Annotated in this window: 11 protein-coding genes; 5 read left to right on the top strand and 6 right to left on the bottom strand. The window is 55.2% G+C overall.

Annotated features, from left to right (window positions below):
• The first annotated feature begins 87 nt into the window (after positions 1-87).
• The 3 genes from AC1VVK_RS19725 (at position 88) to AC1VVK_RS19715 (ending at position 3,255) form a co-directional block, all read left to right on the top strand.
• Positions 88-447: a hypothetical protein gene (locus tag AC1VVK_RS19725; RefSeq protein ID WP_482906449.1), complete on the top strand. Its 360-nt coding sequence runs from the start codon at positions 88-90 to the stop codon at positions 445-447.
• A gap of 222 nt (positions 448-669) precedes the next feature.
• A complete protein-coding gene (locus AC1VVK_RS19720; protein ID WP_482906448.1) occupies positions 670-1,077 on the top strand; it encodes a hypothetical protein in 408 nt (135 codons plus the stop codon).
• A 762-nt stretch (positions 1,078-1,839) separates the two neighbouring features.
• Complete coding sequence (locus AC1VVK_RS19715) at positions 1,840-3,255, top strand: esterase/lipase family protein (RefSeq protein ID WP_482906447.1); 1,416 nt, start codon at positions 1,840-1,842, stop codon at positions 3,253-3,255.
• A gap of 407 nt (positions 3,256-3,662) precedes the next feature.
• Here AC1VVK_RS19715 and AC1VVK_RS19710 read toward each other — a convergent pair whose 3' ends face one another.
• Positions 3,663-4,142, bottom strand: coding sequence for a hypothetical protein (locus AC1VVK_RS19710; protein ID WP_482906446.1), 480 nt, complete (start codon positions 4,140-4,142; stop codon positions 3,663-3,665).
• A gap of 260 nt (positions 4,143-4,402) precedes the next feature.
• On the opposite strand from AC1VVK_RS19710, the gene AC1VVK_RS19705 reads away from it, so the two are divergent.
• The gene (locus AC1VVK_RS19705; protein ID WP_482906445.1) at positions 4,403-4,999 is read left to right on the top strand and encodes a hypothetical protein; all 597 of its coding nucleotides are present in this window, start codon (positions 4,403-4,405) and stop codon (positions 4,997-4,999) included.
• A gap of 1,345 nt (positions 5,000-6,344) precedes the next feature.
• Here AC1VVK_RS19705 and AC1VVK_RS19700 read toward each other — a convergent pair.
• The gene (locus AC1VVK_RS19700; protein ID WP_482906444.1) at positions 6,345-6,587 is read right to left on the bottom strand and encodes a hypothetical protein; all 243 of its coding nucleotides are present in this window, start codon (positions 6,585-6,587) and stop codon (positions 6,345-6,347) included.
• Between the two features lie 197 nt (positions 6,588-6,784).
• On the opposite strand from AC1VVK_RS19700, the gene AC1VVK_RS19695 reads away from it, so the two are divergent.
• Entirely contained in the window at positions 6,785-7,096 is a 312-nt protein-coding gene (locus AC1VVK_RS19695) for a hypothetical protein (protein WP_482906443.1), read from the top strand.
• 535 nt (positions 7,097-7,631) lie between these two features.
• On the opposite strand, the gene AC1VVK_RS19690 is transcribed toward AC1VVK_RS19695, so the two are convergent.
• The 4 genes from AC1VVK_RS19690 to AC1VVK_RS19675 all read right to left on the bottom strand — a co-directional run bounded on the left by AC1VVK_RS19690 (position 7,632) and on the right by AC1VVK_RS19675 (position 12,159).
• On the bottom strand, positions 7,632-8,234 hold the full coding sequence (locus AC1VVK_RS19690; protein WP_482906442.1) for a hypothetical protein: 603 nt from the start codon (positions 8,232-8,234) through the stop codon (positions 7,632-7,634).
• A gap of 823 nt (positions 8,235-9,057) precedes the next feature.
• Positions 9,058-9,480: a hypothetical protein gene (locus AC1VVK_RS19685; RefSeq protein ID WP_482906441.1), complete on the bottom strand. Its 423-nt coding sequence runs from the start codon at positions 9,478-9,480 to the stop codon at positions 9,058-9,060.
• A 776-nt stretch (positions 9,481-10,256) separates the two neighbouring features.
• On the bottom strand, positions 10,257-10,526 hold the full coding sequence (locus AC1VVK_RS19680) for a hypothetical protein (protein ID WP_482906440.1): 270 nt from the start codon (positions 10,524-10,526) through the stop codon (positions 10,257-10,259).
• 730 nt (positions 10,527-11,256) lie between these two features.
• The gene (locus tag AC1VVK_RS19675; RefSeq protein WP_482906439.1) at positions 11,257-12,159 is read right to left on the bottom strand and encodes a glycoside hydrolase; all 903 of its coding nucleotides are present in this window, start codon (positions 12,157-12,159) and stop codon (positions 11,257-11,259) included.
• Positions 12,160-12,191 lie beyond the last annotated feature (32 nt).

Raw genomic sequence — 12,191 nt, 5'->3', positions numbered from 1 at the left:
TTTCCGGTTAAAACTCTGAAAATCCGCAATTCCGCTTTGGGGCAAGCGGGCGTTGATGATCACCCATCCCGGTGGCAGTCTGTATCGATGGATCAAAAGACCTTTGTCGATGGACTGAGTGCGGTTGTGCTCGACGGCCTTTCAGCTGAACTTGCTAGTAGCTGGCACAATCCGCCTGGACGGATGCGCTCCGAAACGCGGTCGCGACGCTCCGATTGGCTCAAGGCCATGAGCGCGAATGACCGCGAATTGCTCGAAGCGTTCGGCTCCGAAGCAGCGCGATCTGCGCTATTTGGATTGCTTGCTGTCCTTGACGGCTCTCGCAAGATTGAAGAACCAAACGAGGGTCATTTGGAGCTACTTCACATCCGCGACGGCAACTCGGAAATACTGGCATGCAGTGCACCGGATTCGAACGCTTTACCGTTGCACGAGCTACTGCCTTAGGCCTCCGCCTTGTCGGCGTGTCGGGAACGGCAGGTACCAGATTAAAATCCTGAAAATCGGCCATTCCGCTTTGCCTGGGCGAGCGGACATCGCTGAACTTGCGTTCGGTAATTCAATTTGGGACGACAACACATGCCAATCGCACAGACCGCATGGAGTATGGGCCTGCTCGCTCTGCCGCTGGCAGTGCTATTTGTCTTCATGCGAAAGCGGAGACGCACAATGGATTTTGCCGAAAGCAGAGCTTTCAAAAGCAATCTCCCTTGGTGGGTAAAAAATATTGAAACTCTAATGATGATGTTGTTTGGGTACTTGTGGACGATAGCAGTTCTGAAGCTTTTCGCTCAGCTCACAGGAGGCAATTCCAAAATAATATCGTCCTCGGTCGGGGCGACAGCAGTTTACACTGTCGTTGGATTTGGAGCTATCGTGCTTCCACTTGCCATGCTGTCGGCAAACGTAACAAGCTGGATTGTTCCCTTTCTCCGAAAGGCCAACAATGACGCGTTTCTGGGAACACAAGCTTCTTTCCGATCGATGAACGCAGGGCTCATTAGATTCGCCTCGATATCAGTGCCTTTCGGCATAATGGTAATCTTGATCGCAGCCTTCGAACCGTGGAGCCGCTGATCCCCGCATTGTCGGCGTGTCCGGAACAGCCGGTTTCCGACTAAAACCCTGAAATCCTGCCATTCTGCTTGGTTGGGGGAAGCGGACAAAGCCAGCGCCCCTACAACTCGAGCTATCCGGTGGCGGGCGCAGTCAGCTATTGTTCGGGTTGTCCGAATTTGAAGCGCGCCGTTGCCATAGGCCGTGCGCAAACCCAGCTAAATTTATCAATCCAAGCAATCCGCCCACTGGGACTACCCATGACGGAAGCTCCACGCTCTTGGCGAGGCCAAACATCCACCATCCGAAGAGGACCCAAAAGCCAGCCTGCATGACGAGAATGACTGAGTTCTTCGCGTCTGCACTCACTGATCACACTCCCCCAACGCCGCGACATTTGCGCCGAGGATGACGGTCTTGGGGAATGTGCGCAATGTCGGCGTAGTCAGACACCGAGTCACCATGCCTTGCGGTAGTTACGAATTCTCCACATTCGGAAGCGTTAAGGAGGATCGTCGGCGTGAACGTCGAAACCTGCCTTCCGGGAAGCCCTTCTGCAGTGCCTCAAATTCCTGGAGGCAGAGGACGCTCGGCTCTTATCCGGCCGCCGCCCCCATTCCACGTTGTTTGCCCTGGTCCTCACCGAACACGCCGCGCCCGGGGCGCGGATGCGTTCAGCCTCCCTCGCCGAGGCGAATCGCCTGGTCGGAAGGTACAAGGCGACTTGCAACATAAGAGCATCAAGGCGACAGTACCCAAGGTGTTGTTGCAAAGGGGGCGGTAATGGAGGGGAGGTGGCTCCGGCGACCTAGCGGTAGCGGTTGCTCGGTAATATTTTTACACGGTATCCTGTCGAGCGGGGCTGCATGCTGGCAGCACGAGAATGGGACGTATTGGCCCGATCTCCTCGTCCAAGATACCCAGTCGGATCCTCCTGGCGTCTATGTTTTTACATACAAGACTGGCCTTTTTTCAGGAACCTACCGGCTTGGCGATGTCGTCGACGCCCTCAAGGAATTGCTGCGGCTTGATGGTGTCGTGGGCGAGAGCCGTCTCGTCTTCGTCTGCCACAGCATGGGTGGAATCGTCGCTCGGAAGTACATCGTGGAGCATGCATCGGAACTTATACAGCGACGGACATCGATTTCCTTGTTCTCAATCGCATCGCCGTCGCTGGGGTCGGACTATGCCAACTGGCTTGCGCCCATCGCTAAGCTCTTTGGCCATACACAGGCTGACGCCTTGCGGTTCTCGCAGACCAACGGCTGGCTCCTGGACCTAGACAAGGAGTTTCGCAACCTGAAGGAAAGTGGCTGCCTGGACTTAAGCGGCAAGGAGTTAGTGGAAGACCAGTTCATCGTGCTGAAGTCCTTCCTTCGCAAGCAGGTCGTGGAGCCATTTTCCGGTGTCAGGTATTTTGGCGAGCCCTTCAAGGTTCCTAACTCTGACCATTTCTCAATCGCGAAAGTCGACAGTAACGGCGCCATCCAGCATCGCCTCCTATTGCAGTTCCTCCGGAATGTATCCTCCAGGAACCGGCCTAGTGAACAGGGAGGACATCCATCGCAGACTACCCAGCCTGCGGAGGAGAAGGTAGTATCGCTCGGGCGCTTCAATGCGAGGATCCGGCTCGAGAAGATGGGGAATTTGCTCAAGTACAGGATACATAGCGACCGTTCTCTGAGTTTCTCCGAAGTGCTGGACCTGTTAGAGAACGACGAGGATTTCATGGATTTCTTCATATTCCTGATGAAGAATAACGGGCTGCAGGGGTATGTCTGGGAGATGCCCCCCGTGACGACCGGCAACGCTAGGCAAGCCTTTGAATTCGTGACGCATGGGTTGCCGCGTGCGTCGGGCCACCCCGACATGCAGACCTATGCGAGCTACTTCGACATGGACCCGGCCACTGACGGGGTGGTTGATTTTCCAAACCTTGGCGGCGACGCGCTCCTGGTCGTGCCATCGCCCCGGGGCGAGGCGCCCAACTACAGCGGGATGGCCGAGTTCCTGCAGAGTTCGCCGCCAAGCCAGCAACGTAGCCTATGGCGGGAGGTTGCGCGACAAACCAAGGCACGCCTTTCCGAGCACCCGACATGGCTGTCAATCGCCGGTGGCGGGATAGCATGGCTCCATGTAAGGCTGGACAGCTATCCAAAGTACTATCGCCACGAGCCCTACAGGCAGTGCCTTGGCTAGCTTGCCGCGTGGAGTGCTTGCCTCGCGAATGAAGTTGCTCCCTGGAATGTCCAACCCTGATATTTCGCCTAGCGCGGCCCCGGCGCGGCGACTGGGCTGCCTGCCAGGCACGAAGGATGTCCGCTATCAGCGATTGCTTTTGATCAGTTTAGCGACCGCTTAGTTGGCGTTTCGGATTGGAAGCGCAGGGCGGAAGCTTTGGCTGCTAGGCGCCCAATCTGGCCGCTCAGCAGTCGTTTGTCGATCCTGAATGCCGACGATCAGCTTTTCGGGCTAAGGTCCAGCAATTGGCTGGATTTGGCAAACTGGCTCACCAACTCGAGCCGCTCGGATTGTGGGAATAGAGACAATCTGATTTCAGGTTGGACGTCGCTGAAATGGACATTCGATTCAGTTGATGTGGCACTTCAGGTGAGTATAATTCCAAATTCAACGCATCCCCTGCTCGCCCAGCCACGATCACTCTTTTCGAACATGCATGAAATGGCGATCGCTTCGAAGAAGCGCCCATGAGTATAGTAAGATTTCATAAAATCCATCCAAGCTACGTTGCCGGTTGGAGAGAGATGAATGGCAGAATCTTTATTAAAGCGTCCTGGAATATTTGAGCATTTACCGAATTCTGTTTTCATTGTTTTTCCAATAAATCTCACCGACAAAAGCGGCCAGTCTTTCATTGCGCCTGCTGACGCGACGACCTCGTTTGGAATGGGTTTTGCGTTATTTTTGCCAGTCGGATCATCGATAACGCCGATAGTCTGTTCTGGGTGTATGGGCCGCAACGCAGCGATTGAGCAGAGATCGCTCATCGTCCACGGCGGGGGCAAAACCCCAAGAGGAGGAATCGCGCCGCCCGCGAGGGCAATCGAGGTGAGCAAGACGAACATGGCGCAAGTATACTCGCGACTGTTCCTAACGTCAGGTTACGGATTGGTCCGCGATCCTGTCGAATGTCGGTAACGGCGGTAGATGTGGCCCGGCAAGTTTCAGATTAAAATTGTGAAATTTCGCCGGTCCGGTTTCGGGAACCGCCTCGGGTACCCTCTATGACCTGGGTCGGGGGAAGCGGACCGGCCATCTTTATAAGGCAATTGTGACATGCAACCTCCTCGTCAAAGATGACGAACAATTGGGCACGGAGATTGTGATGGCAGGATCAAAGCCGCGCTTTATCCTACTATGTGTTGCGCAAGTTGCTATGTTACTGGCGGGATGTCGGCAATCCCCTGAAAAGCAGAATGAAAGGGCCACTGAACACCACCTTCAGCATAGAGCGGCGTCATTGGCCGGTGACATGCGCTGCATGGCTAACTTGCCGCAGGAAAACCCCGAACAAGCAGCGATGGCGGCCGTCCGCCGTGAAGATACCCGCCTGTTTCGGTATGGCCAGAACGGTTATTCCTATCAAGAACTCGTGGCAGGGTATGAAGAGTGTCGTGGCGACGGTTTGGAAGTGCCCGGTCATTCTCCAACTCGGAATCCTGGCGCGCCATGGTCGGATGAAGACTTTAAACAGGACTCGATTTATCTCAGTGATATTCGCGATAAAACTCACCACCTTAATTGCATGGATTGTGACTATCCTCTGAGCAAATGCGGTACGCAAAAAGTTGCTTATGCAAGGCGCTATAATCGTGAATTGTTCCGCCTAATGGCAAGAAGACCTCGTCCATACTGTCCCCTTGAGGATCGAACAATTACACGTTCGTCCAAGAGCACGATGCCGCCGTCCTCGTCGCAATGAGGGGACGTCTGGTTTGTTGGCGTGTCCGGAATGGCAAGTTTCGGATTAAAATCGCGCAACCCTGCCGTTCCGGTTTCGGGGCGCCCGTGCCGACAGCCGCTACTTTACGACCAATTCCACCAGAACGATCAGTGCCGCTGCAATAGAGCCCCACAGCCTTATTCGCTTCCAAGTAATGAATTCTGGGCTGTTCTGCACGCTCACCTCCAAATGGCGCGGTCAAAATGCCCGAGGGCATTGAAGTCCGCAATGTTGGCGTGTCCGGAAAGGCGGCTTTCGGATTAAAATCCTGAAAATGTGCCATTCCGCTTTCGGAAGCGCTGCGCGGTATCGCGGATGACTGGAAGGTCAGGGGAAGCGGACGTTAGGGGCGGCTAGGCGGAAGCACTGCTCGCGGATCCGCCCCTTCCATACAATTTCGTGAATGGGCGCATCCTAGCCGCTGTCGCATCATGCTGCGCACGAGTTCAATGCTACTGCACGGGGCTCTATCATCCCACTCAAATTGGGTCAGGGGGTGGTAACCGGAGTTGCGAACTTGCTTTAATAAATAATCCAGCTCATCAATATTAAGGGGGTAATGGTTCCAGGTAATTTCCCCTGACTTCAGGACATAAATCCGGTTCTTCACCGGATTTTCCACGTCCGCTGGTATGCCGCTCCAGTATTGTTCACCACTCAAAAAATCGGACGGCCGGGCATGGCAGTCAATCGTAGCACTTGGTGCAAGGGCTGCGAGTGATACCGCAACGGCGATAGGCAACAGATACATGGAAACACCTTACACTGTGCGCGGAGTTTGACGAGCATTGACGCCCGCAGAGTATTTGCAATGTCGGCGTGTCCGGAATGGCAGATTTCCGATTAAAACGCTGAAAGCCTGCCATTCGGCTTTGCTGGGGGGAGCGGACATTGCTGACAGGATTGCACCATGGCACAATGTGCCCAAAGGAAAGTCGAATGTCTGGAAAGTTTCTCAAGCGCAATGCGATCATCGATACTATTAAGAGCCAAGAGAAGACCAACAGCGTTCAGTCTCGAAAGGGTGAACGGCGGTATCACGTCGATACTGTTCCGTGTGGTTGCCCCGACGACAACTGCGGCGCTTTCCATGTCGTGCAAACTGATCGCCCGCTACCTTACCCAAGCGAAGCCGATGCAATACTTTTAGCCCGCCGTCGCGGAAAGCGCCGACATAGCCTCTGATTTTAAAGCGAAGCGCTGGCCACTACGCTGGCTTCGTTGATGACTGCTAAGTCGGCGTGTCCGGAACGGCAGGTATCAGATTAAAACTCTGAAAATCCGCCATTCCGCTTTGTCGGGGAAATCCGCCGTTCCGTGGCCGCTACTTAACTTTGCGCTTCGGCTTCGAAAACTGGTGCTCGTCAAATATCTCTACCGTCGCCCAAGCCGGTCCTTCATTCCAGATCGAAACCCAGTTGTTAGGGTGAATGTCGATGGAGTGCGGATGCCCGTCTTCAAGGACCACAACGGCTTCGCCTCCAGCCGGAACCTCATATTGATCGCAAACCGGCTCAATGAAGATAGTCAGCGGAGTTGCGAGATAGTTGCGGATTGGCAGTCGCAATGGTGGGCTCCATCTTTTTGAGGGGGTTAATGCTGGCTGACCAAGCGACTGACGGCAACGTTAGCGCATCCGGAAGGGCAAGTTTCGGATTAAAATCGTGAAATTCGGTCGTTCCGGTTTCGGGAACGCCAGCGCGCCGCCCGAATGACCATAATGTTGGGGATGACGGCCTTTACCACGTGGGCTACGATATCGCCATGGAAGATGAGAACTTGAGAAGCGTCTATATGATCGGCCGCCGCCACATGATCTGGATGGCTGTGGCTATGTTCGCGATCATGTGGGCAGTGCCATTGATGCTCAGCGCATTCGGGGCATCGTCGCAAGTGATGTTTGTGGTAGTGGTTCCACTTGCACTGGCATGGGTCGTGATAGGCGGTGCCCGCTTCTTTCTGATTGCTTGCCCAACCTGCGGGAAATCTCTCTTCATGCGAGGCTTTATCGGCGTGCCATGGCCCGCAAAGCGGTGTAGCGGATGCGGCAATGATCTGACCAAAGCCTCGCGCTAACGGGCCTAGGCGAATGGCCGGTTATGGCGAATTGGCTCGCCTGACCGAGCGGCTCAGATGTCGGGGGAGCAGACGTTGACGGTCGGCCTCAGGGGGCTACGAATGCAGCATGCCGAAAGCTCGTCATTTCGTTTGTGCTTTAACAATAGCCATCACAGGCGCTCTTGCTGGCTGCGCCCAATTCGACGAGCCTGATGCACAAGATCCATTGTCAATTCTCGGTTGCTATGAAGCCCATGATGCCCCCTCACTTTCTATTGGCGCTAAGGGTGTGCGAATTGAGGGAAGTTCGGTCATAATCCCCTTCCGATATGAATTTCGGAGCAGCAGCGCGGTTTTGAACGTCCGGATCGATGCGAAGCAAACGAACGACCGTTTCCATTTGTCGCCATCAGACGACCAACACTTTTACCGAGTCTCGCACACCGACGAGGGGCCAGTGATTACAATAGCATTTGCCCCCGACGGCACCGTTCTCAATTATCACCGTCGGTCTGTCTCAGAATGTGAATTTTAGGGGGCCGTTCTATCGGCGTCAAATGACTCGGCACTTCTTGAAAAAGAAACCTTTGTCGGCCTTTGCTTTTTTCAAGGCTCTGCGAAGCTGGTCGCTGACGAAAAATGCGTCACCAACGTTAGTGTCTACCCAGATGTCGGGACCTTCAAGAGCAACTGAAGAAACTGCGAACTGGTTATCCTTTAGCGACCATCCAGGAAGCCATCCCTTTTCACCCTTGCGGATGTAGCCTTCACTGGCATTCTCCGATTCATCTAACAAGAAAGCGGCCTTCTTGTTACCGAAATTGAGGCAGGCCCATTCTCCTCCGACCGGTGTGCGCTGATCTTTCTTGAGCACTCTAACCGGGTAAAGACCTCCTTCACCCAAATCGAACTGCCGGAAGACATCGGCAGTTGTCTCCCTGACAACCCAAGGTCCGCCTAGCCTGCAAACATCCGGGAGATTATAATTGCCTTCCCGTGCCTTTGCCATGCCCCATATTTCGGTAGGGAAGGAATCCGCCGGTAGTGCCTCGCCATTACGGTTCTGATCGATGTCGTCGACGGCAATACTGCTCACAAAGGGACGCATATTACTAACATGGCCTGGCGCGATGCTAATCCAAACCTTGTCGCTCATCCCTGATCCTTCATCACAAATTGTTTGCGCTGTGATGAGGCGATAGTTGGACTTGGTTAATATCAGTCCCCTTTGGTGATGAGATCGTCCGGAATCCCTTAATTGCGGTCATGTCCGCTTTGTTAGCGTGTCCGGAATGGCCGGTTTCGGATTTAAACTCTGAAAATCCGCCATTCCGCTTTGTCAGGGTTAGCCGCCGTACCGAAGCTCGAATTTTGCAGTGAACTGCCGGCCGCGAAGGGGGCAATCGCGGCTAACAGAAGAGACGACTCTCCAGCGGGTTACGTAAGCAACGAGGGCAGCTCCCCTTTTGTCGGCAAGGTCTGACTTGCAGCCGGCCAAACGGCCGCCCACTGCAATTTTGCAAGTTACCAGTGCGTCAGTGTCGGGAAAAGGATCACGGTCTCGGTCCGGCAGTTCCGGCATGGTTGGCCGTAACAACTTGACGTCAGTCGGGGTCAAGACAGGTGGACAGTCGGTCGCCGCTGCAATGGACGGCAACAGAATGAGTGGCAGAAAAGCAGCTAACCCGCGCATGGAAGAAGGCTAAGCTCAAGAATGAACGACGGCAATGTTGACGTGTCCGGAACGGCGCCTTCCGGGTTAAAATATTGAAAAATTGCCGTTCGCCTGCGGGTGGGCTGGGCAGACGGGAGCCGCCGTTCTTGGCTCCAAGCCAACTGTTGCAAAGCGGCCGTAGGTTCATTGTCGCGATGCCTGCGAAAGACGCCATATGGCGAGTTTTCTTGCCCGCCTGCACGACCTTGATGTCGGAGAAACCGGACAGTCTGCTTTGGGTAAACCGTACGAATTTTGCGCGTATTCAAAAGCCCCAACAAGTACTGCCTATGAAATTCTTCGAGGTGTCATAATCGAGACTATATTGCTCAGCATCACTTATGTTGAATGATCCAAGATTGTTTTCGCAAACCCAGAAGTCACGTTTAGCCTCACGCCCGATCGAGATCGAGCAGAGGCCGCCAGTTGCAGTTGCCCCATCCGCTACTCCGCGAGAAATCTGGCTGACAAACTGGCATGAATGGACGGTGGCCTTGATACCTATATGAGCCAGTCGGCTTTGATAAACTTGCTCTTCTTGTTTAATCTCGGCTTTGCCGAGAACCTTTTGCCAAGAACCAAGATCGCCATACGGCTGCAAATCCCTCGGGTTATCGAAAGCTTGCGCAGCAGAGTCGGTTGACGGGAAAGTGAGGGCGAGAACAAAAGTTGCTAACGTGGCCTTCATAGTGGAATTTCCCTCATTCCGTCTCGAAATCGCGTGCGACTCAATCCTTCAACCCTTAAATAACTTGCAAAAATGAACGGCTTGTTTCCGAGTAGGCAAGGCAAGATCTAGTGGCCGCTACGTCGGCGTGTCCGGACAGGCGACTTTCGGGTTAAAATCGCGCAATCCGGTCGTTCCCGATTGGGGGCACCCATGATGCCATCTCGATGACCGGCTCGGGCGGCTTGGCTACAGTCTGCTATATGCTCATAAGGTCGCGAAGCAGGACACAACCAGAAGAGTTCGATGGATCAACGATTGCACGATTTAGCGGCCCAGCTTCGCAAAATGCCGTCGTCTGAAGCTGTTGATTGGCTCCTAACCCACTATCCACTAGAAGTAGAAAATTGGGGTGAGGCACTTACTCTGATTTGCCACGCGTCCTTTCCGGCCGGGGATGCACGACGCCTTGCCGCTTATTATCTAAGCCGAGCACCGTACGCATCTGACCGGCCCTACAAAGTTTTTGCGAAATTGCTTGGCCTCCGTGGGCTCCTCCGCGTTTTGAGCGAAGTCGTCCCTGCAAGTCATCCGCATCGTGATCTTCTTCTTTATCACTTACTGCCGCTATTTAACGCAGCCGTAAGCGAAAAGGACCGCGCCGCCGCGTCTGGTTTTGCGTCCGCCTCAACGCGGGTAGAATGACCGCAACGTCGGCGTGTCCGGAACGTCAAGTTTCAGATTAAAATGCTGAAAATCCGCCATTCCGCATTGCCGAGGGGTGTGGTCGTTCGCCGCTATCGACCGACGGCGTAAAGTTTCTGCAACATCGAGGCGACGTCGCGATCTCGATCCGGCTGACTGGGAAGCTCAATCCGCTCGCGGACTACCCTCGTCAGATAAGTAGCGATCTCGTCTGTTGGCGCGTCGGCTTCGAGCAATTTCAGCACTTGAGGTGCATACATGTCGTATTCGTCGGCGGCTGCCTCGATACCACGCACGCCGATCGGATCCCAAGCCCAATGCAGCACGATTTGGATCATGTGAAGGTCAGGGTTGCTGCTCATTGGGCAGTTCTGCGCCACGTATCGAACGACCGCAATGTTGGCGGGTCCGGAAAGGCGGCTTTCGGGTTAGAATCCTGAAAATCGGCCATTCCACTATGTCGGAGTAAGCGGACGGTCAGCTCTTACGCTGCTGGCTCATAATGTGATGGGCAACGGGGATATAGGACTGATCGCGGAGTAATCCCGTAGAACTACCGATCACAGTAACTTCTCCGCAACGAGGACACCTTCCGCTCCATCGGCGGACCCGATTCTGAGTTTCCGGTGAATTCCACTCATCTCGCCAAGTGATTACCTCTTTAGCATTAAATACGGAAACACACGACACGCACCCAGCGTATTCGCTCGCCTCAATTTCACGGCGATTGCCCACCGAATGCCGCCGGATTTCAGCGAGTATTTCAGCTTCTGTTTTCTGCATCATGTCGCGAAGATTGTCCAACCGCTCAGTGTTTGCAATGTCGGCGGCTCCGGGATGGCAGCTTTCCGGTTAAAATGCTGAAAATCTGCCATTCCGCTTTGTTGGACTACGAGTCCGTTTGAAAAATGCCCGCAGCGGCATTTTTGAGGCGGCACCGGCCCTCTCCTCCACCCTACCGCCCGCAGGATACTACCGATGGGTGGTAGCCCCCCCCTCAGCGAAAAGGTCCCCCGGACCTTTTCGTGTTCTTCGGAACGGGAGAGGGCCGGTGCCGCAAAATTCGCATTTCGCGAATTTTCAAACGGTCTCTCAGCAGGCCGCCTTCGCCGGCTTGGGCGGCAATGTCAGCCTGGCCGGATGGTCGTAGAACGCGTCCGCCGCAATCCGGTGGCTGGGCGAATAGACTTCCGCCAACACGGCATAGAGCAGCGGATCATAGTCCTGCAGGTCGGCCGACGCGACGATGACCCTGCCGTCGGTGCGATAGGCCTTGTTGGAATTGAACCAGAACTGCGTTCCTTCGGCCCAGTATTCCTGCACCGTGACGGAGGCGTAGTCGTCCTTCCACAAGCCATGGTCCAGCGCATGGCGATAGGCAGCCTCAACCCGCGCATAGAGCGGCGGATCGACGTGCTCGATCGCGGAAAGTATGTTGTGCGAGAACTCGTGAACCAGGATGTTCTCGCCGAAATAGCGCGTTCCCGGCACCGCCAGCAGGTTCTCGGCCGCGCCGGTGGTATAAAGCCCGCCCATTCCGCGTGCCCGGCTATTCCAGTATTCGGCGTCCGTCATGGCGGCGATCCGGGCGTAGTTCTGTCGCTCGCAGGGGGTAAGCCGTTCGTCGTCGATGGCCGGCTTCTTCCAGTCCCGCTGCTCGGGCAGGTCCATCGTGCCTTCGTCGATCGCCATCACGCCGACGCGCGCGCCGCTGCGGACCAGTTCGCGGCGGATGTCCGGACGTTCGTTGGTTTCGGCCAGCACGATGTCGCGCGCGATCAGCAAGGCCTTGTCAGGCACTTTCGCGGAGGAGACGACCGGGATGCCCCCGGCGTCGACAAACTTGCGATAGAACGGATCGAGCCCCAGCGAAGCCGGAACCGGGCCGACCGCTTCGCCGCGAACCGCGTCGCCGGTTTCGGCCGGAGCGGCGGCTGTGCACAGAACCCAGATGGAAAGCGCCAGGGCAAGCTGCCGCACGGGCTTGACGGTCATGAGGGGAACTCTCGATGAAAGCAGAGCCCCGG

Source organism: Novosphingobium sp. BL-S-32 (assembly GCF_056857055.1).
This window is presented reverse-complemented; position numbering and strand designations above follow the sequence as displayed.